This window comes from Streptomyces sp. NPDC001634 (genome assembly GCF_040298185.1).
In the GTDB taxonomy this organism is placed as follows: Bacteria; Actinomycetota; Actinomycetes; order Streptomycetales; family Streptomycetaceae; genus Streptomyces.
On the sequence record NZ_JBEOZU010000019.1, the window covers coordinates 91,398 to 111,156 of the forward strand.

At 71.6% G+C, this 19,759-nt stretch carries 19 protein-coding genes and 1 pseudogene; 14 read left to right on the forward strand and 6 right to left on the reverse strand.

Annotated features, from left to right (window positions below; translation table 11 throughout):
- Window positions 1-489: 489 nt before the first annotated feature.
- The 6 genes from ABT186_RS15090 (at window position 490) to ABT186_RS15115 (ending at window position 7,758) form a co-directional block, all read left to right on the forward strand.
- Window positions 490-1,776: an ATP-grasp domain-containing protein gene (locus tag ABT186_RS15090; protein WP_351222790.1), complete on the forward strand. Its 1,287-nt coding sequence runs from the start codon at window positions 490-492 to the stop codon at window positions 1,774-1,776.
- Window positions 1,773-3,047, forward strand: a complete 1,275-nt coding sequence (locus tag ABT186_RS15095; RefSeq protein WP_351222792.1) for an ATP-grasp domain-containing protein — start codon at window positions 1,773-1,775, stop codon at window positions 3,045-3,047. The genes ABT186_RS15090 and ABT186_RS15095 overlap by 4 nt, the downstream gene beginning before the upstream one ends.
- Window positions 3,044-4,360 (forward strand): MFS transporter, encoded by a 1,317-nt coding sequence (locus ABT186_RS15100; protein WP_351925335.1) that lies wholly within the window; start codon window positions 3,044-3,046, stop codon window positions 4,358-4,360. Before ABT186_RS15095 ends, ABT186_RS15100 begins: the two co-directional genes overlap by 4 nt.
- Window positions 4,344-4,772: an aspartate 1-decarboxylase gene (gene panD, locus ABT186_RS15105; RefSeq protein WP_351925337.1), complete on the forward strand. Its 429-nt coding sequence runs from the start codon at window positions 4,344-4,346 to the stop codon at window positions 4,770-4,772. The genes ABT186_RS15100 and panD overlap by 17 nt, the downstream gene beginning before the upstream one ends.
- 95 nt (window positions 4,773-4,867) lie before the next feature.
- A complete protein-coding gene (locus tag ABT186_RS15110) occupies window positions 4,868-6,661 on the forward strand; it encodes a hypothetical protein (RefSeq protein ID WP_351925339.1) in 1,794 nt (597 codons plus the stop codon).
- Window positions 6,662-6,663: 2 nt separating this feature from the next.
- On the forward strand, window positions 6,664-7,758 hold the full coding sequence (locus ABT186_RS15115) for a serine/threonine-protein kinase (protein ID WP_351222882.1): 1,095 nt from the start codon (window positions 6,664-6,666) through the stop codon (window positions 7,756-7,758).
- Between the two features lie 238 nt (window positions 7,759-7,996).
- On the opposite strand, the gene ABT186_RS15120 is transcribed toward ABT186_RS15115, so the two are convergent.
- Entirely contained in the window at window positions 7,997-8,938 is a 942-nt protein-coding gene (locus tag ABT186_RS15120) for a M56 family metallopeptidase (RefSeq protein ID WP_351222800.1), read from the reverse strand.
- A gap of 14 nt (window positions 8,939-8,952) precedes the next feature.
- Window positions 8,953-9,342, reverse strand: a complete 390-nt coding sequence (locus tag ABT186_RS15125; RefSeq protein ID WP_351222802.1) for a BlaI/MecI/CopY family transcriptional regulator — start codon at window positions 9,340-9,342, stop codon at window positions 8,953-8,955.
- A gap of 97 nt (window positions 9,343-9,439) precedes the next feature.
- Here ABT186_RS15125 and ABT186_RS15130 point away from each other — a divergent pair, with 97 nt between their 5' ends.
- From ABT186_RS15130 to ABT186_RS15140, 3 genes are read left to right on the forward strand one after another with little or no spacing between them, the layout of a single operon-like run.
- Window positions 9,440-10,276, forward strand: a complete 837-nt coding sequence (locus ABT186_RS15130) for an undecaprenyl-diphosphate phosphatase (RefSeq protein WP_351222804.1) — start codon at window positions 9,440-9,442, stop codon at window positions 10,274-10,276.
- A 58-nt stretch (window positions 10,277-10,334) separates the two neighbouring features.
- Entirely contained in the window at window positions 10,335-10,892 is a 558-nt protein-coding gene (locus ABT186_RS15135; RefSeq protein WP_351222884.1) for a Chromate resistance protein ChrB, read from the forward strand.
- 32 nt (window positions 10,893-10,924) lie between these two features.
- Window positions 10,925-12,085, forward strand: coding sequence for an MFS transporter (locus ABT186_RS15140; RefSeq protein WP_351925381.1), 1,161 nt, complete (start codon window positions 10,925-10,927; stop codon window positions 12,083-12,085).
- 161 nt (window positions 12,086-12,246) lie between these two features.
- On the opposite strand, the gene ABT186_RS15145 is transcribed toward ABT186_RS15140, so the two are convergent.
- The 3 genes from ABT186_RS15145 to ABT186_RS15155 are packed head-to-tail and all read right to left on the reverse strand — an operon-like array spanning window position 12,247 to window position 15,046.
- Window positions 12,247-12,960, reverse strand: coding sequence for a DedA family protein (locus tag ABT186_RS15145; RefSeq protein ID WP_351222806.1), 714 nt, complete (start codon window positions 12,958-12,960; stop codon window positions 12,247-12,249).
- Window positions 12,961-13,004: 44 nt separating this feature from the next.
- A complete protein-coding gene (locus tag ABT186_RS15150) occupies window positions 13,005-14,378 on the reverse strand; it encodes a sensor histidine kinase (RefSeq protein ID WP_351222808.1) in 1,374 nt (457 codons plus the stop codon).
- Window positions 14,375-15,046, reverse strand: coding sequence for a response regulator transcription factor (locus ABT186_RS15155; protein WP_351925341.1), 672 nt, complete (start codon window positions 15,044-15,046; stop codon window positions 14,375-14,377). The genes ABT186_RS15150 and ABT186_RS15155 overlap by 4 nt, the downstream gene beginning before the upstream one ends.
- Window positions 15,047-15,198: 152 nt before the next feature.
- Between ABT186_RS15155 and ABT186_RS15160 the strand changes: the two genes are divergently transcribed.
- The 4 genes and pseudogenes from ABT186_RS15160 to ABT186_RS47965 form a co-directional block, all read left to right on the forward strand.
- Complete coding sequence (locus ABT186_RS15160; RefSeq protein WP_351222812.1) at window positions 15,199-15,852, forward strand: DUF4956 domain-containing protein; 654 nt, start codon at window positions 15,199-15,201, stop codon at window positions 15,850-15,852.
- The gene (locus ABT186_RS15165) at window positions 15,849-16,667 is read left to right on the forward strand and encodes a VTC domain-containing protein (RefSeq protein WP_351925343.1); all 819 of its coding nucleotides are present in this window, start codon (window positions 15,849-15,851) and stop codon (window positions 16,665-16,667) included. The genes ABT186_RS15160 and ABT186_RS15165 overlap by 4 nt, the downstream gene beginning before the upstream one ends.
- Window positions 16,664-17,515 (forward strand): phosphatase PAP2 family protein, encoded by an 852-nt coding sequence (locus ABT186_RS15170; RefSeq protein WP_351222816.1) that lies wholly within the window; start codon window positions 16,664-16,666, stop codon window positions 17,513-17,515. Before ABT186_RS15165 ends, ABT186_RS15170 begins: the two co-directional genes overlap by 4 nt.
- Before the next feature lie 57 nt (window positions 17,516-17,572).
- A pseudogene (locus tag ABT186_RS47965) lies at window positions 17,573-17,683 on the forward strand (zinc-binding dehydrogenase); the annotation flags it as partial.
- Between the two features lie 219 nt (window positions 17,684-17,902).
- On the opposite strand, the gene ABT186_RS15180 reads toward ABT186_RS47965, so the two are convergent.
- Entirely contained in the window at window positions 17,903-18,697 is a 795-nt protein-coding gene (locus ABT186_RS15180; protein ID WP_351222818.1) for a helix-turn-helix domain-containing protein, read from the reverse strand.
- A 238-nt stretch (window positions 18,698-18,935) separates the two neighbouring features.
- On the opposite strand from ABT186_RS15180, the gene ABT186_RS15185 reads away from it, so the two are divergent.
- Window positions 18,936-19,601 (forward strand): DUF4097 family beta strand repeat-containing protein, encoded by a 666-nt coding sequence (locus tag ABT186_RS15185; protein ID WP_351222820.1) that lies wholly within the window; start codon window positions 18,936-18,938, stop codon window positions 19,599-19,601.
- The last annotated feature ends 158 nt before the right edge of the window (window positions 19,602-19,759 follow it).

A 19,759-nucleotide genomic window follows, 5' to 3' on the forward strand; every position in this document is an offset into this window, starting at 1 on the left:
CCACACCGTGCACGGCCCACCACGTGGGGCCACACGCGTGTGCCGACACCGCGCATGGCAGCACGGTGTATGTCCGCACCGTGCATGGCTGAATGGCCGTATGGCGCATGCCGGCGCGGCGCACGGCGGCGCGGCGGACGTCGGCACGGTGAATGTACGCACCGCGCACGGCCGGATGGCCGCACGACGCACGGCAGCACGACGCGCGGCGCATGGCGCACGCCAGCGGGGCGTATGCCCGCACCGCGCACGACGCACGGCGCACGCCAGCAGGGCGTGTGCCTGCACCACGCACGGCCGCATGGCTGCTCGACGCACGACGCACGACGCACGACGCACAGCCGCACGGCGCATGCCCGCACGCCGCACAGCGGAGCGGCACGCCGCACAGCGGAGCGGCACGCCGGCCCGGTGGCACGGCGCGTGCGAGCACGTGCACTCCCGCACCGCCCCGCGTACGCGAACTTCCCCACGACAGCGAGGAATCCCATGACACTCCCGTACCGCATCGCCATGGTCGGCGGCCGTCCCGCACCCATCGCCGGTGCCCGCGAGCTGGGCATCGACGTCGTGCTCGTCCACGAGGAGGGCCGTTACGACCCCGTCATCGCCCGGCACTGCGAACGCATCGTGCACGCCCCCATCAACGACGGCCCGGCGATCCTGGCCGCCCTGCGCCCCCTGCACGAGGAGCGCCCCTTCGACCGGGTGCTGACCACCTCGGAGCCGGCCGGTATCGCCGTAGGCCATGTGGTCACCGCTCTCGGCCTGCCCGGGGTCGGCGAGGAGACCGCCCGCGTCCTGAAGGACAAGTGGCTGATGCGCGAGCGGCTGGCCGAGCACGGCCTGAGCCCGGTCCGCCACCGACTGCTGCACAGCCCGCAGGACGCGGCCGACTTCTTCGAGGAGCTCGGCACCGGCCGTGCCGTGATCAAGCCGGTCGACGGAGCGGCCAGCCGCCACATCCTGCTGGTGTCCAGCGCCCACGAGGCGGCCCTCGCCTTCAAGACCGTGGAGCAGGACGGGGGTTCGGCCGCGCTCGGCGAGGAGTACCTGGAGGGTCCGGTCGTCGCCGCCGACTCCTTCTCCCACGGTGGGCGGCACGTCGTGATCGGGTTCTCCGAGTACCGGATCAACGAGCGCTTCGTGGAGTGGGAGGTCAGCGCGCCGAGCCGGGTCGTCGCCGACCAGGAGGACGCGCTGCGCGAGCTGACCGTTCGGCTGCTGGACGCCATCGGTCTGACCGAGGGCCCCTCCTACAGCGAGTTCGTACTCACCGCCGACGGCCCCCGCGTCCTGGAGTCCCATGCCCGCCTCGGCGGCTGCGGCGCCCCCGAACTGGCACGCCGGGCCTTCGGACTGGACCCGGCCCGCATGCTGCTGACGGTGCCCCTCGGCATCGAGGAGTTGCCCGCCGCCTCCCCGGCCCCGCTGGGCGGTGCCGCCCTGCGCTACCTCACGCCCCGCCCCGGCACCGTCACCTCGGTCACCGTCGACGAGGACCTGCCGGCCGTCGTCAGGCGCATCCCCGAGGGCGTGACCAATGACCTCTACCTGCCGTTCTTCGACGAACTCAGCCACCACGAGACCGGTGCGGCGATCGCCCTCAACCCCGGCGAGAGGGTCCCCGAACTGCTCACCCTCGCCCACGCGAGCGCCGGTTACGTCATCTCCTCCGGCCGTGACGCCGACGAGGCGGTGGACCGCTGCGCCCGGGTGGCCGAAGGCATCCGCATCGAGACCGATGGCCTGACCGATGGAGTGACCCAGTCATGACCGAGCACACAAAGGACACACCACGCACTGCCGAAGGCACGCCGAGCGCCGCCGCCCACCGCCCGCACATCCTCGTCCTGCACCGCTGGCGCGACCAGCACGCCCTCTACGAGAACTACATCGACCACCGCGACCACCGTGTGACCTATGTGACCACGCCCCTCGGCTGGCCCTCCCTGCCGCTGACGGCCGCCGGGATCGTCGAGGTCACCGCCACCGACGACATCGAACAGGTACACGCCGCCGCGACGGCACTGTCCGCGCTGTTCGGCCCGGTGGACCGGGTCGTGGCGCTGAACGAGGGCGACCTCGACACCGCGGCCGAGCTGCGCGCCCGGCTCGGCTGCCCGGGCCAGCTGCCCGGCGAACTGGCCCGGTTCCGGGACAAGTTCGTGATGTGCGAGGCGGTCGCGGCGGCCGGAGTGCGCACCCCCGCGTTCGCCGACGCCCCGGACGCGACCGCCGTGGCCGGGTTCGCGGCAGCGCACGGCTGGCCGGTGGTGGTCAAGCCACGGCGCGGCACCGCCAGCCGCGGAGTGCTGATCATCGACTCACCGGCCGGTCTGTCCGCGCTGGACGGGCTGCCCGACGAGCCGCGGCTGGTGCAGGAGTTCTGCGGCGATGCGATCTACCACGTCGACGGGCTGTGGACCGGCAGCGGGCTCGGCCCCTGGCGCGCCTCCCGGTACGTCAACACCTGCGCGGACTTCGCCGCCGGCGGCGTCCTCGGCTCGGTGGAGGAGGACGACCCCGAACTCGTCGCTGCCCTCGGGGAGTTCACCGCCTCCATCGCGGGCGCGCTCAGCGACCGGCCCTGGGTCTTCCACCTGGAGGTCTTCGTCGCCCGCGGCGCCGACGGGCGGCCGGAGCTGCGGTTCCTGGAGGCCGGGTACCGGGTCGGCGGTGCCGAGATCCCGTTCGTGTGGCGCGAGGTGCACGGAATCGACCTGATGACGGCCGCGGTCGACGTCCAGCTGGGCCGGAAGCCCGCACTGACCGCGCCTGAGTCCTGGCGCACCGGCGGCTGGCTGCTCGTCAGGACCCCGGTGCCGGCGCCCTGCCGGGTGGTGGCCGCCCAGCCGCTCGATCCGCGCGACGACGGACCCTACGCGCAGGTCGTGCCGCCCCGGGGCACGGTCGTGCCCGAGGTCGGCGGATACGAGCACGTGGGCGCCCGCTTCCGGTTCCGCGGCTCGGGCACCGCCCAGGTGGAGAGCTCGATCGCGAAGGCCGCCGCCCGCTTCCGGCTGGAGTGCGAGGCCGTGGCATGACGGACGCCCTGGCCCCGCTGCGGCTGCGGGACTACCGCCGGCTGTGGTCCGGCACCCTGCTGAGCAATCTCGGCGACGGGGCCACCTGGACCGCCCTGTCCTGGATGGCGATCGTGCACGGCGACGCGGCCGCGCTCGGGTTCCTCGGCCTGTGCTACACGGCGCCGGTGATCGGCGGCGGGGCCCTCGTCGGACCACTGCTCGACCGGTTCGACCGGCGCCGGGTGCTGGTCGCCGACTGTGTGCTGCGCGGGCTGGCCGTCGCGAGCGTCCCGGCGGCCGCCGCCCTGGGCCCCGTACGGCTGTGGCACCTGTATGTCGTGGCGGCGGTGTACGGCCTGCTCAAGATCGTGCCACTGGGTGCGGTACCGGCGATGCTGCCCGACCTGGTGCCGCCGCGGCAGCTGACGCGGGCCGCCGCCCTGGAGTCGGTGTCGCTCGGCGTGGGCCGGATCCTCGGCCCCGTCGTCGGCGGCGCGCTCATCCCGCTGACCGGCGCTCACGCGGTGCTGCTGGTGGACGCGGCGAGCTATGCGGCGCTCGCGCTGGCCGCCCTCGCCCTGCGGCTGCCGTACCGCCGTGCGGCGGCCCCCGCCGAAACGGCGCCGTCCGGCGGCTGGCGGCCGGTCGTCTCACTGCTGCGCGGCGACGGGGTGCTGCTCGCCATCACCGTGGGGTTCGGCCTGTTCAACCTTGCGATGGGCATGCTGCTGGTGCTGGAACCCTGGTTCGCGCACGACCGGTTCTCCGGCGGCTCCGGCCTGCTCGGTCTGATCCTCGCGGTCTCCGGCGCGGCGAACCTAGCGGGCTCGCTGATCACCGGCATGCTGCCGCCCGCGGACCGCCAGATGCTGCGCATCGGCGTCCTCCAGGCGGTCGCCGGGGGCTCGCTGCTCCTGCTGCTGGTGCCGTCGCTGCCGATCGTGCTGACCGGCCTGGTGCTGTGCAACCTGCTGTCGACGCCGATGACCGTCTCTTCCCAGGCCCTGCGTCTGGCCCGTATCCCGGACGCGCTGCGCGGTCGCACCCTCATCCTCATGCGCACGGCCATGAACGCCACCACGCCCATGGGCACCGCGCTCGCCGGCCCGCTGCTGGCCGCCGGCGCCCACGGATTCCTGATCGTCCTCATGACGCTCTGCGCCGCCGTGCCGGGCCTCTGGCTCGTGCATGCCTACCGCACCACGTCGTTCGGCACCGAGCTGGGCGTGACCGAGCACCGTCGCCTTCGTCGTCCTGGTCGCCTTCATCCCCTCCGTCCCCTCCGTCCCCTCCGTCTCCGAAGGAGCACACCCGATGCGCACCATGTTTAAGTCCAAGATCCACCGCGCCACCGTCACCCAGGCCGACCTGCACTACGTCGGCTCCGTCACCGTCGACGCCGACCTCATGGACGCCGCCGACCTCCTCCCCGGCGAACAGGTCCACATCGTCGACGTCACCAACGGCGCCCGTCTGGAGACGTACGTCATCGAGGGCGAGCGCGGCAGCGGGGTCATCGGCATCAACGGCGCCGCCGCCCACCTCGTCCAGCCGGGCGACACGGTCATCCTCATCAGCTACACGCTGGCCGACGACGCCGAGGCCCGTGCCCTCATCCCGAGCGTGGTCCACGTGGACGCCGCCAACCGCATCATCTCCCTCGGCGACGACCCTTCCGCCCCGGTCCCGGGCAGCGACACCCGCCGCAGCCCGCAGGCCCGGGTACCGGCGGCACGGTCCTGAGGAGTCATTTCCCGGGCGGGGTGCGCTCTTGCGCGCCTTCGTGCCATGCCGGAAGGTACCGGAGGGACGGGCGCGGAGTGTCACGGGGGACGGGCATGGAGGACCAGCCGGAGCTGGAGAGCGGATTCCGGGATCTCGGCGAGCGGTTCGAACGATGGCGCACCGCCCAGCAGGACCGGCACGACAAGTTCGAAGTGGAGTTGCGCGACCGCTACGGCAAACTCGGCTCCCGGCTCGACGCACTCGACCGCAGGACGGACGGTCTGGAGAGCAACCTCGGTGACGTCCGCACGGAGACCACCCGGATAGGCGCGCAACTGGACAGGCATGTCGGCGAGTTCGCCGCCTACAGAACGCAGCAGGAGCGCCGGCACGAGGTGGTCAAGGCGCAGTTCGACCTCCTGCAGTTGCAGCGCTCCTGGGACAGGCGGTTCGGCAAACGGGAGGAGATCCGCGCCCTGGCGCGCGGCCTGGTACACGAACTGAGCCCCGAACTGCCCGAGCGCGGTGTGTCCCGGACGCAGCACCTGGCGCTCGTCGTCGAGCAGCAGGCGGCGTTCGACCCGGGCTTCTGGTTGTCCCACGCCCTGCGTGCCGTGGCCGCCGGTTATGTGAAGGACGACGTCTGGAGCGACGCGGCCGAGATACAGGCGGTGTCGCTCAGCCCCGCCAAGGCCCGCCTCTTCTTCGCGCTCGCCGCCGCACGGGTGAAGGACCATGTCGCGGCCGGGACCTGGATGGACATGTACTTGACCAAGCTCGACCCTCAGCGGCTCGGCCGGGACTTCTTCGTCGTCCTGGACGCGGTGGCCAGCAGGGAACTCGGCGACCGTGCATGGAGCTTCGCCCGGCAGGCCATGGACCGCTGGGGTGCGGAGGCCACCGCGGAACCCGAGGCGGTGCGGGCGAGCCTGGGCCGTTGGGAGCCGCGGCTGCGCGCACTCGTCAGACCGCTTCCTGAGGGGGGATACCCCCACCTGGTCCGGGTCGTGAAAGCGTCCGACTGGGCGGCCCTGCGGGCGGGCTGGGAGCAGGCCACGGTGGCGGGGTGCGTCCTCGCCCATCTCCAGAGGGAGTTCACGGTGGTGGAGGGAGAGGAGCGCTCCACGCCGACCCAGCACATCGACCGTGCGCTCGAACGTCTCATCGACCACCCTGAGCCCGATGAGGCGAGGATGCTCACCCAGGAGGAGTGGCTGAAGACGTTCATCGGCCATGACGCCGACGAAGCCCGGGCCAGGGAGGAGCATGAGCGGAGGCAGCAGGTGGACGCCGAGGTCATGGACTTCGCCACCCTGCTCGACAACGCCGTCTTCAAGCCCAGCCTGGTCAGTCTCGGTCACCGGGCGCGCCGGCTCGCCCTCAGCCTCGTCTGGTCCAGGCTCCAGCTCACGGCGGAGGCGATGACCGAGGGCTCGGTGCACTCCCGGAAGCCGACGATCACCGTGCGGATCGAGGACTGCGCGGTTTCCCTCCCCACCGACCGGGCGCGGCGTGTTGACGCGAGCGCCATCGAGGAGGCCCTGTCCAAGGAGATCACCGCCCGGACCGAGAGGCGGGCGGAGGCCATTCGTCACTCCCTGCCCAGGCTGATCGGCGCGAACGCCGCGGGCCTGGTGGCCGCGGTGGCTGCGCCGTTCCTCTTCGACGGAGGTTCGGCGGTGCTGTTCGCCCTGCTGGGCCTCGGCGCCTGCGTCTGGGGCCTGTTCGACCTCAGGAGGGTCCCGGCGCAGCGCCGGACCTGCCAGGTGGAGGGAGAGCGCCGGCTGCTGCGGGCCCGGCAGCAGATTCCCGACGTGCTTCAGGAGTGGGAACGGTTCCTCGCCGAGTGGGACGCCAACGCCGCGCGGCTGGCGGAGTTGCGCGCCTTGAATCCGATGACAGGGTGAGCATGGAAGCGGGCCAGATCCTCAATGAACGCTTCGAACTGGTCAGCCTGATCGGCAGCGGCGGCCAGGGGTCGGTCTGGCAGGGGCGTGACCTCGACCTCAACGTGTCCGTGGCGCTGAAGCTGTTCGACAAGTGCTCCCACGCGGACCGCGAAAGGGCCTTCAGGGAGGCCCGGATCCTGGCCAACCTGCGTTACTCCAGCCGGGTCGTCCGCGTCTTCGACATCAACCGGCACGGTGACATGCCTTTCATCGTCATGGAACTCGTCGCCGGTGAACCGCTCTCGGCCCATGTGGGACGTGGTCGGCACCTCACCCTTGAGCAGACCGTGCGCTGGACCCAGGAGATCTGCAAAGGGCTGACCGACATCCATGGCCAAGGGGTCGCCCACCAGGACATCAAGCCCGCCAATGTGCTGCTCGACGGCGCTGATGGGGTGAAGATCGTGGATTTCGGCATCGCACGCTTCACCGATGCCACAGCCTCGTACAAGGTGCGCGGGACCCTGCAGTACATGTCGCCGGAGCAGTTCCGGGGTGAGCGCGTCACACCGGCCACGGACCTTTACGCGCTCGGCTGCGTGCTGTACGAGATGCTCACCGGCGCCACGCCGTTCGCCCAGTGCGTCACACTCGAGGCGATCACCAATGCGCACTGCACACGCGCCCCGAGGCCGCTGGCCGATTCCCGGCCCGGTGTTCCCGTCGCCATCGAGGAGCTCGTCCGCCGTCTGCTGGAGAAGACCCCCGGGGCCCGTCCGCCTGATGCCCGAGCCGTCGTACGGCAGATTCGGGAGCTGGAAGCGGTCCCGCAGGGCGAGGGTGAACCGCACGTCGACCGCAGGCATGTCGCGGAGATCCAGCGGCTCGAGCGACTGATCCGGGAGCACCGCTCGGGCCCGCGCGCCATGGACCCGGAGATCCTCGACGCCCGCTCGGAACACGCCAGGCTCACCGGGGAGTCGGGTGACCCCCGCGGTGCCGCCTTGCTCTACGACCAGTTGGCCGAGGACTGCGCCACCCGCTTCGGAAACACCGACAAGCGGGTCTTTCAGGCCTACCGGGAGGCCAAGCGCTGGTCGAAGGTCATTCGCTGACCGCCGCGGTCATCAAGCGACGGACGGGTTGTCGGCCCAGTCCAGATCGGCGTTGTCACCGAACGACGCGCCCTTGAGCCCGGTGGGCTGCTGCGGCGGGTACAGGCCGGTGTCGGGGCGGAACGCCGAGGCGATGTTGCCGGCGTACTCACCGGGCTCTGTGGTGGCCGCGGCGGACTCGTCGGTGGCCGCGGCGGACTCGTTGCCGACGGTGTCGACGGCGGTCCCCGCACGGTGGCTACCAGGCGCCGACGGTCGCCAGCAGGACGTGCAGGTCGTGGGCGGCCTCGGCGGTGGCCAGGGTCGCTGCGGCCAGGACCGTTGCGGTCGCGGCGGTGAGGGCCGGTTGGCGTCCCACGGGTGGGGCGAGGAGGGCGGCGACGCGTCGGGGGACCGGGCCTGCTTTGGCCAGTGGGCCGCGGCGGCCGAGGAAGCCGAGGGCGGCACCCGTGACGCGGGCGAGGGCGGGTGTGCGGTGGGCGGCGAGGGCCGCCTTGCCGACGGTGCGGGCGACCCGCTTCCGGTCGCCGGTGGCGGTGGCCGCGTTCTCGTCGGCCCAGCGTTCGATGGTGTAGGTGACGGCGTCGGCGAGCGGGCGCAGCAGCGGATCGGCCGCGGCGCCGAGCTGGGCGAGGGCGACGAACGCGTAGTGGTGGCCGGTCAGATGGGCGCGTTCGTGGGCGAGCAGGATGTCGTGTTCGGACTCGTGCAGGGTGTGCAGCATGCCGGTGGAGACGACGACGCGGCCGGGCAGTCCGGGCAGCGCGTACGCATCGGGGGCCTCGTCCTCCACGACGACCAGGCCGTCACGCGCGGGCATGCACGCGGCGTCCACCGCGGCCGCGGCCAGGGTGCGGGCGCGGCGCCAGAGCATGCGGGCGGCGGTGAGTACTGCGCCGCCGAGCAGAAGTCCGGCGACCAGGGCGATGGAGAGCTGGGCAGGGTCGTCGCTCTGCGCGGACCGCGCCGACCAGTGGCCGAGGTCGGCGAGCTGCGGGATGCGGATCAGGCCGGTGACGGCCAGCATGCCCAGGGAGATCGTGCTCGCCGTGCCGAGGACAAGGGCCGAGGCAGTGAGCAGCCAGGTGGCCAGGCGGGGTTCGCAGCGCTCGGACAACGGCCGCGCGCCGAGCGGGGCGACGAGCGACAGCAGCAGCGGCACATAGACGGCGATGCGCATCCGGCCGGCCCTTCTTATCGGTCGGCGTCCGGCTCGGGGCCGAGCAGCTGGCGCAGCAGGTCGGCGTCCGTGTCGGACAGCTGGTCGGCGAAGCGGGCGAGGACGGCCTCGCGGTCGGGGCGCTCATCCAGGACGGTGCGCATACGGCGAGCGGCGAAGCCGGCGTCGTCGGTGACGGGGGCGTAGGCGTACGCCCTGCCGCGCGCGGTGCGGGTGAGGAGTCCCTTGGTGTGCATACGGGTGAGGATCGTGACGACGCTGCTGTAGGTCAGCCCGTCGCCGAGTCGCTCGGTCACCTCACCGGGGGTCAGTGCGGCCTCCGCTCGCTGGAGCAGGTCGAGGATCTGTGTCTCGCGGGCTCCGTTCGCCCGCCTGGAACCTCGCCCCTGTGTCTCGGCTGCCATGGGGTTTGTCGTTCTCCCGGTTATCTTCTACAGTCGCGTAGAACTTTTACGCCCGCGTAAAAGCTCCTTCGTCCCCGAGTGTGCCATTGGATCGCCCATGAGCGCTATCAGTATCGGCCAGGCCGTCGTCCTGGGAGTCGTCGAGGGGGTGACCGAGTTCCTGCCCGTCTCCTCCACCGGCCATCTGAAGATCACCGAAGGATTGATGAGCATCCCGGTCGACGACACCTCCGTGGTCGGCTTCACCGCCGTCATCCAGGTCGGTGCCATCGCCGCCGTGCTGCTGTACTTCTTCAAGGACATCGTGCGGATCGTCTCCGCCTGGGGTCGTGGCCTGCGCAACCGCGAGATGCGGCACGACCACGACTACAAGTTCGCCTGGTGGGTCATCTACGCCACCATCCCGATCGTGGTCGTCGGTCTTGCCGCCAAGAAGCTCGTCGAGGGGCCGCTCGGGTCGCTGTGGGTGGTGGCCGGTTCGCTGATCGTCGGGTCCGGGGCGATGTGGGCGGCCGACCAGATGGGTCGGCACAAGCGCGGTGAGGGCGACACCAGCCTCAAGGACGCGATGCTGGTCGGCAGTTCGCAGATCCTCGCCCTGCTCTTTCCCGGGTTCTCCCGCTCCGGCGCCACCATGTCCACCGCGCTCATCCTGGACCTGGACCGGGTGGCCGCCACGCGCCTGTCGTTCTTCCTCGGCATTCCCGCGCTGACCGGTGCCGGGCTGTACGAGCTGAAGGACGCCGTCGGTGCAGGCGTCGGTGCCGTTCCGCTGGCCGTCGGCACGGCCGTCTCGTTCGTGGTCGCGTACGCCTCCATCGCCTGGCTGCTGAAGTTCGTCGCCAAGCACTCCTTCAACGCCTTCGTCATCTACCGGATCGTCGTCGGTGCGGGGCTGCTGGGCCTCTTGTCCACCGGGGTGCTGAAGGCCTGATCCGCCATGGTGCACCACCATGGATGTAACGCTTGCTACATTCGATGGTGTGGCGAACATGGAATCGGCGGGTCGTTGGCTCGTCCTCGTGATCAAGGTTCCTGCGGAGCCGTCCCGGCACCGGGTTGCGGTCTGGCGTGAGCTGCGCAGGATCGGCGCTCTCTCCCTCGGCCAGGGCGTGTGGGCCGTACCGGACGTGCCCGTCTTCGCGGCCGGCGTCGCCCGCGCGATCGCACTGACCGAGCAGGCCGGGGGGCAGGCCGTCACCCTCAATGCCTCGGGGCGCGGTCCCGAGGACGCCGCTCGCTTCCAGGCACTGTTCACCGCCGCCCGCTCCGAGGACTGGAAGGAGTTCCTCGCCGACTGCGGCAAGTTCGAGGCGGAGCTGGCCAAGGAGATCCGTATCGCCAAGTTCACCCTGGCCGAACTGGAAGAGGAGGAGCAGTCGCTGGAGCGGCTGCGGCGCTGGCACCGTGACCTGACGGCCCGCGATGTGTTCGGCGCGCCGGAGGCGGCCGAGGCGGGCAAGCGGCTCAAGGAATGCGCCGCGGCATGCGAGGACTACGCGGAGCGCGTCTTCGCAGCCCTCCACGAGGTACCGGAGACCGGCCGATGAGCGGCACGACTCCGGCGGCTTCGGCCCGGCAGATGTGGCCGCTGTACGCGGCAGGGTTCACCACGGCCTTCGGCGCGCACGGCATCGCCGCCAACCTCGGCGGCCTCTCCGACGACGCGGTCACCTCCCTGCTGGTCCTGGGCGGACTGCTCGCCCTGTACGACGGTGCCGAGGTGGTCCTCAAGCCGGTCTTCGGCACCCTCGCCGACCGGATCGGCGCGCGCCCCGTGCTGCTCGGCGGTCTCGCGGCGTTCGCGATCGCGTCCGCGCTGTACGTCGTGGCGGACAGCCCCGGCTGGCTGTGGGCGGCCCGCCTCGGCCAGGGCGCCGCGGCCTCCGCTTTCTCGCCCTCTGCGTCCGCGCTGGTGGCCCGTCTCAACCCGGCGGCCAGGCGCGGCCGCGCTTTCGGCAGTTACGGCTTCTACAAGAGCATCGGCTATACGCTCGGCCCGCTGCTGGGTGGTGTGCTGGTGTGGGCCGGTGGACTGCGACTGCTGTTCGCGGTGCTGGCCGTCCTCGGCGTGGCGGTCGCCGTCTGGGCCGCGCTCGCCGTTCCCGTCGTACCGCCGCTGCCGAAGGCCCGGCAGACGGTGCTGGACCTGGCCCGGCGGCTCGCCGACCCGGCCTTCCTCGCCCCGACCTCCGCACTGGCCGCGGCGACCGCCGCCCTCTCGGTCGGTGTGGGCTTCCTGCCTGTCTCCGGCCGCGCCGCCGGGCTGGGCACGGTGGCCACCGGTGCCGCGGTGTCGGTGCTCGCCGCATGTGCCGCCGTCGTGCAGCCGCGCGCCGGGCGTGCCCTGGACGAGGGACGCCTGACGACCCGCTCCGGTCTCGCCGCGGGATTGTCGGTCACCTCGGCCGGCCTGGCCTGTGCCATGCTGCCCGGCCTCACCGGTGTCCTGCTGGGTGCCGCACTGATCGGCGTCGGCACCGGTCTGATCACCCCGCTGGGCTTCGCCGCCCTGGCCTCGTCGACCCCTGAGGAACGCCTGGGCCAGACGATGGGCGCCGCCGAACTCGGCCGTGAACTCGGCGATGCGGGTGGCCCGTTGCTCGTCGCCGCCGTCGCCTCGTTCGCAACGCTCAGCTATGGCTTCGCGGCGCTCGGGGTTCTCACCGGGGCGGGTGCGGTGGTTGCGTTCGTCCGCCGTCGTTCGGCGTCGGCCGAGCCGGTGGCGGGGGTTGAGGGGTGAGTGGTGGCCCGTTTCGGTGCTGGTGCCTGTGGCGCAGCAGGTGGCGGGCGAGGAAGGCGCTGGGGCCGCGTCGCCAAGGGCGATGTGCGGGTGGGCCTGGTGGCGGGTGATCTCGTCGTGTTCGGCGGTCGTCGGCTGGGCCGCGCTTGTTGTCGCCCGGTTCACCGGGGCGGGTGCGGTGGTTGCGTTCGTCCACCGTCGTTCGGCGTCGGCCGAGCCGGTGGCGGGGGTTGAGGGGTGAGCGGTGGCCCGTTTCGGCGCTGGTGCCTGTGGCGCAACAGGTGGCGGGCGAGGAAGGCTGCGGCCGCGACTCCCAGGGCGATGAGCACGTAGAGCTGGTAGCGGGTGACCTCGTCGTAGATGGCGGTGATGTGGGTGCCGGTGAGATAGGCCAGAGTCGCCCACAGGCCGACCCACAGGGCCGCCCCGAGCGCGTTGAACGCGAGGAAGCGTCGCCAGGGCATGCCGGAGGTGCCGGCGATGATGCCGTTGGCCTGGCGCAGTCCCTCGATGAAGCGGGCGGCGGTGACGACCTTGCCGCCGTTGCGGGTGAAGAACTCCTCGGCCGTGTGGAGGCGCTTCGGGGTCAGGAAGACGTAGCGGCCCCAGCGGTGGACGAAGGCGCGTCCGCCGGACCGGCCGATCAGATAGCCGATGTTGTCCCCGGCCACCGCCGCGGCGAAAGCGAGCGCCGCCACGGCCACGATGTTCAGCCGCCCGGCACCGGCGTAGACGCCCGCTGCGATCAGGATGGTCTCGCCCGGGGCGGGGACCCCGAAGTCCTCGACGAAGACCAGGGCGCCGACGGCCCAGTAGCCGTAGTGGCTGAGCAACGGCGCCAGGTGAGCCAGCGGGCCCGGGAGGGGCGTGACCATGCCTCCACCGTACGTCGCGGCAGTTCGCGTCCGGGGCAAGCGGCTCAGCAGGGCAGTTCGAGGGTGACGGCGGCTCCGTGCCCGGTGTTCTCGGCGTGCGCGGTGCCGCTGTGGGCGGTGGCCACTGCCTGCACGAAGGCGAGCCCCAGGCCGGATCCCTCGCCGGTGCGGCTGGCCTCGGCGCGTGCGAACCGGTCGAACGCCCGGGGCAGGAACTCCGGCGGGAAGCCCGGCCCCTCGTCGCTGACGCGCAGCCGCAGGCTGCTGCCGTGGACGGTGGCCGTGAGATGAACGGTCCCCTGCCCGTGCCGAAGGGCGTTGTCCACGAGGTTGCCGATGGCGGGCCGCAGCCACCGCGCGTCGACGTCGACGGTCGTGTCGGCCGCGTCGACGGTCAGGCCGCGCCCGGCCCGTTCGGTAGTGAGCCGTTGCGGGGCCACGGCGGTGTCGACGAGGTCGGCGAGTCGCACGGGTGCCCGGGTGATGTGGTCGGTGCTGCCGAGTTCCTCCAGGGCCAACAGCGCGTTGGAGAGATCGATCAGTCGCTGGACCTCGGCGTCCACGGAGCGCAGGGTCTCGGTGAGTTCCCCGGCCGAGCGGGGGCGGTGCAGCGCGACGTCGACCTCGGCGCGCAACAGTGACAGCGGGGTGCGCAGTTCATGGCTGGCGTCCGCGACGAACCGGCGCTCGCGCACGGCGGACGCCTCCAGCCGGTCGAGCATGCGGTTGAGGGTGTGGCCGAGGCGGGTGATCTCGTCGTCGCGGTCGGCCGGCACATCCAGGCGCAGGTTCTGGGCACCGTCGGCGAGCGTGGCCGCTCCGCTGCGGTACCGCTCGACGGGACGCAGGGCGGCCCGGGCGGTGCGGTAGCCGACGAAGGAGGCGGCGATCAGGGTCAGGCCGGAGGCGAGACCGAGCTGGGCGAGGAGTTCGCGCAGGGCCTCGTCGCGGTGGCCGCGCCGGACGGCGGCGACGACGATGCGGATCTTTCCGCCGGCCGTGACACGCTCCGCCTGGAGGCGCAACGTGTCCGGAGTGATCGGCAGCAGGGAGCCGATGTCGCGCCGCACCGCGTGGCCGTGCGCGACCGAGTCGAGTTCCGCGGGAGCGAGCAGCGGCCTACGGCCCACGGTGGCACTGGAGCCGAGGACGCGGCCCTGCGGGTCGAGGATCTGATAGAGGCTGCCGAAGGGCTCCGGCGGCAGGGCGGTGCCCGCGTGCACAGCCCGGTCGAGGCTGTGCTGGTACGTGGCCAGGTCGTCGTGGAGCTGCTGGTCGAGGGCGGTCTGGACCCGCCAGTAGACCAGCCCGGCCGCTCCGGTCAGCACGAGGGACATGGTGACGGCGACGGCCAGCACGAGGCGTGTGACGACGGGCAGCCGCCCGAACCAGGTGTGCAGCCGCCCCAGCAGGGTCACGGGGCGTTCTCCAGGCGGTAGCCGCGTCCGCGCAGGGTCGTGATCGTCGTACGGTCGAAGGCGCGGTCGGCCTTGGCGCGCACCTTGGAGACGTGGACGTCGATGGCGTTGCTGCGCAGGTCGGTCTCGCCGTCCCAGATCTCCTCGAGCAGCTGCAGCCGGGTCACGACGCGGCCGGCGTTCTCCATCAGCACCCGCAGCACCTCGAACTCCCGCCGGGAAAGGTCGAGTTCGGTGTCCGCCCGCCAGGCCCGCTGCCGCTCCGGGTCGAGGACGAGATCGCCGACCTGGAGGCGGCCGGAGCAGTCGGGGCGGCGCCGGGATATCGCGCGCAGCCGGGCCAGCAGCTCCTCCATGGCGAAGGGCTTGACCACGTAGTCGTCGGCGCCCGCGTCCAGCCCGGCGACCCGTTCGCTGATCGCGCCGCGCGCGGTGAGCAGGATCACCGGGACGTCGATGCCCTCGCCGCGCAGCGTCCGGCACACCTCGACACCGTCCATGCCGGGCAGCATCACGTCCAGGACGACCCCGTCCAGCCGGGGATCACGGGCGGCGGCAAGGCCGGAGGGGCCGTCGTAGCGGCCGTCGGCGGTGTGTCCGGACTCGGTGAGGTAGCGGACGACGAGGTCGGTGAGGCGGGTCTCGTCATCGACGACCAGGTAGTGCATGCCGGTCAGGCTAACCGCCCGCGATGCCGGGTCCGGGCGCCGACAAGGCTTCATGGTCTGTTCATGTGACATCCCTACCGTCCTTCACGTCGCGGCGCACCGCGGGCCGCGACCGGTCCGCCGTCCGACGTGCCGGGACGGAAGGGACAGTCATGGACGCACTGATGCTCGCCGCCAAGGGCATCACCGCCCACATCGCACCCACCGACCTCACCACGCGTGGCGGCCTCGATGTCGTCGCCCTGCTGATCCTGGTCGGGTGGCTCTACCGGCGGCGTCCCAGCGCACCGGCGATGCCGCTGGTCCTGGTCGCGCTGAACATCGGCCTGTTCGCGGCGATGAGCGCGATCAGCGCGGGCAAGTTCCCCGCCGGGGTCGGCTTCGGCCTGTTCGGCATCCTCTCCCTGGTCCGCCTGCGGAGTGCGGCCTTCACCCTGCGCGACGTCGCCTACACGTTCGTGACCCTGGTCATAGCGCTGTGCACCGGACTTCCGCACCGCGACAGCTGGCTCGTCATCGCCCTCAACGCGGTCGTACTGGTGGCCGTCCTGATGGTCGACGATCCCCGCGCCTACCAGCCGCCGACCCGCACGGTGAAGCTGACCCTGGACCGGGTCTACGACGACCCCTCCGTGATCGCCCAGGACGTCACGTTCCGCTTCGGGCAGGCTCCGCTGTCGGTGGTGGTCGACGAGGTCGACTACGTCCGCGAGACCACCCGGGTCCTGGCCCGCTACCCCGCCGTGCCGGACGAGCTCACCCCCGTTCAGGAAGCCGAGCCGCGCGAGCAGGTGACCGCCGCGTGACACCGGCCTCCCCCCTGGCGGCCGGTCTCGGCCTCCGCGCGCTGCGCGGCGCCACGCTCGCCGAGGTGGACGCGGCAGCCGCGCTCCAGCACCGCATCGACCGCAAGTACCTGCTGCCCGTCGACCGTGCACGTCTCCTCGTCGACCGGCTCGCCGACAGCCACCACGTCCTCGACCTGGCCGGGCGCCGTACGACGAGCTACCTCAGCACCTACTTCGACACCGAGCAGCTCGGCGCGTGGCGCGCCCACGTACAGCGACGCCGCCGCCGCTGGAAGGTCCGCACCCGCCTGTACGCGGAGGACGGACTGTGCCGGGTGGAGGTGAAGACGAAGGACGGTCGGGGCGCCACCGTCAAACACGCCCTCAAGTCCCCCACCCACGCCTACGGCCAACTGGACCACTCCGCAGCCGAGTTCATCGACGAGGTACTGCGGCGGGCGGACATCCCCGTCACCGCCGCGATGCTGACCCCCGCCGCGGAGATTCGCTACGTCCGCGCGGCCCTCGCCGACCTGGACCGTGGCAGCCGCGTCACCTTCGACGGCCTTCTCACCTGCCATCACGGCGGCCGCACCGCCGCTCTCGACCCCGGACACGTCCTCGTCGAGACCAAGGGCGGCGCCCGGCCGGCCCTCGCCGACCGGCTGCTGCTGCGCCTCGGCGCCCGGCCCGTGTCGCTCAGCAAGTACGTCGTCGGCCAGGCCTTGCTCACCCCCGGACTGCCCGACAACGACGTACGCCGCCTCGCCCGCACCCACTTCACCACCGAGGCGAAGCCCGCACCGCTCCTCGAAAGGATCCCCGCCGCATGAACGCCCTGCGCGGCATCAAATGGCCGTACGCCGTCATCGCGCTGATCGCCGTGGCCGCCGCCTCCTTCGGCCTGCTGCGACCGCAGTTGGCCGCTGCCGGTGTCCCCGGACTGAAACTCTCGGCGACCGACCGCATCAAGCAAAGCCCACCGCCTGCACTCTTCACCGACGCCGAGATCGCCCCGATCGGGAAGCTGGCCGCCGCACAGCGCAAGAAGGCCGACGCCCTCTTCGCGAAGTGGACCGCCGCGCATGGCACCACCCGTGACGACAAGGCATTCGCGGCGTGGGCAGCCCAGCAGGTGCCCGCACCGCCAACGGCCGAGGAGCGCAACGTCGAGCTTCGTGAGGTGCAGCAGCTCGCGAGGACCCGTACGGCTGCCGGGAAGAAGGCCGCCAACTGGCTGGAGCTGCACGGCAAGAAGGATGTGTGGCAGCTCTACCTCCACGACCGGAGCGAACTGATCCCCGCGCAGCGCGGCAAGACCGAGAAGGCCACACTCAAGTCCGCCCTGAAGCTGGCCAAGACGATCAGCGACCAGGTCGCCGCCAGGGACAAGCAGCCCGCCCCGTACGTCCTCGACCCGACCCTGCGCCCCGACAAGCACATCGCCGCCGGAGCCAAGGGCCCCTACTCCTACCCCTCCCGCCACGCCACCCGCGCCGCCACCGCGGTCACCTTCCTCGGCGCCCTGTCTCCGCACCGAGCCCCGGACTACGAGTGGATGCAGGACGAAGTCCTCTACTCCCGCCTCTACATGGCCGGCCATGTCGTCGGCGACCTGACCGCCGGAACGCTCCTCGGTGACCTCGTCGGCGACTACGAACTCGCCGTCAGCGGGCACTGAGCCTTCGCGGTGAGCCGTGTATGCGGAGCCCGGCGTGAGGCGGTGAGCCGGCCTGGTGGCACCACCCGCACGGTCAACTCCCGCGAGCCGGACGCCGTCGAGGCGATCCGCGACCTGACCGGCGGCCACGGTGCCGACGTCGTCATCGAGGCGGTCGGCCGTCCCGAAGGCGTTCGAACGGATGCACAAGGGCGACGTCCTGCGCTCGGTGGTGGTGCTGTGATGGCCGCGCACGGCCGAGGCGACAGCCGAGGTCACCAGCCTGCTCGCGCCCCGCGGCAGTAGACGGTGAAGGGCGCGCGGGCCGCTTGCGGTCACCGGCCGGGAGGGGACTCCGGCAACTCCGGCGCGCGGCGCAGCGCGGCGGTCAGGCCGACCGGCTTCGCCTTATCGCTGTGACGATCGAGACGGCTGTCCATCCGTTGTCCATCCGTGGTCCGGACTTGGTTGGGCAGCGTCGTCCGAGGTCGTTTCGGGTTTGGTGTGGAGGACTTCGCGGGCCTGTTCGGCGGCGCGGGTGATGCTTTCGCTGATGAAGTCGAGAAAGCGGGCGATGTTCTCCAGGCGGGTGGCGGCGGGGGTGTGGGGGCCGAGGACGGCGACGCCTTGGCGTGCGGTCTGGACGAGCTGGTCGTTGGACCGGGCGCTGGCGATCGTCGCCTGGTAGAAGAGTTCGTCGTCGACGACGTAGCGGTCGCGGCGGCGTTCGTCGCGTTCTCGGCGGACCAGGCTCTGGCTCTCCAGGAAGGCGATCGCTTTGGAGATGGACGCCGGGCTGACCTGGAGGCGCTGGGCGAGTTGGGACGCGGTGAGGCTGCCCGCGTCGGTGGTGAACAGGCAGGTCAGCACACGGGCCGTCATCTTGGGCAGGCCCGAAGCCATGAGGACGGTGGTGAGCGTCTCCTCGTACTCGGCCACGGCCTCGGCGTCGCGGCCGTGGGGCTGGGGGACTGACTCGGCCCCTCGGGAGGAGGCGGGCCTGCGCCGGTGAGCGCGGCGTTCGGTGGCGCGGTGGGCCAGGTCGGCGCGGTAGGCGGTGGGGCCGCCGTTGCGCATCACCTCACGCGTGATGGTCGAGGTCGGACGGTCGAGGCGTCGGGCGATCTCGGCGTAGGGGAGGCTGTCGGCCAGCCCCAGCGCGATCTGCCGGCGTTCCTGCTGGGTGAGCCTGCCTCCCGGCATCGCGGTCTCCTTGGTGATCCTTCATGGTGGTCCCTGATCCCCCCAGCATAGCGTTCACTTCTCACCCATTGCAATGATCGAAGTGGTCGTCATTGCGTTACTGGCAGGACCGTTGCAACAGTTTCTCGGCCTCCACCTGCAAAGATGCAGATGTTGTGCAACGAGTATGTTGCTGGAATATGGAAAGCAACGTAGCGTTTCCGATGTCAGAAACAGCGACCGAGCACAGGAGAGCACGATGCAGAAGTTCGACACCCCCGCCCCGATCTCCGCCGTCCTGGACATCCCTGCCGGACGCATTCAGTTCATCGCCGCCGACCGCGCCGACACCACCGTCGAGGTCCGGCCCGCCAACCCCTCCAAGAGCCGCGACGTCCAGGCTGCCGAGCAGACCACCGTCGCCTACGCCGACGGCGTCCTGCGGATCAACACTCCCGAGCCCAAGAACCAGCTCTTCGGCCCCTCCGGATCCCTGGAGGTCACCGTCCAACTGCCCGCCGGCTCCCGCATCGAGGCCAAGGCCGGCGGCTCCGAGCTCCGCGGCGTCGGCCGCCTTGGCGACGTCGTCTTCGAAGGCGCGTACCGCCAGATCAAGATCGACGAGGCCGCGAGCGTCCGCCTCACTGCGGTCGACGGTGACGTCGAGGTCGGCCGGCTGGGCGGCCCCGCGGAGATCAGCACCGCAAGGGGCGACATCCGGATCGCCGAGGCCGTGCGCGGCACGGTCGTGCTCCGCACCCAGTCCGGCGACATCACGGTCGGTGCCGCCGCCGGCGTCTCGGCCGCGCTGGACGCCGACACCGGCTACGGCCGCATCAGCAACGCCCTCAAGAACGATGGCACCGCCGAACTCGACATCCGCGCCACCACCTCGAACGGCGACATCACCGCCCGCAGCCTCTGAAGGAGCAGAACCAGGACTGTCCGGCCGGGCCCACCGCGATCGAGATCCTGTCGGTTCGTCGTCGAGGGCCCGGCCGTCCGTCCCGAGGGGCCTGCGATCCATGTCCAGAGCCTGGAGAACAGGGCCTGGAGAAGTCGTACAAGACGCTCTCACGCGAC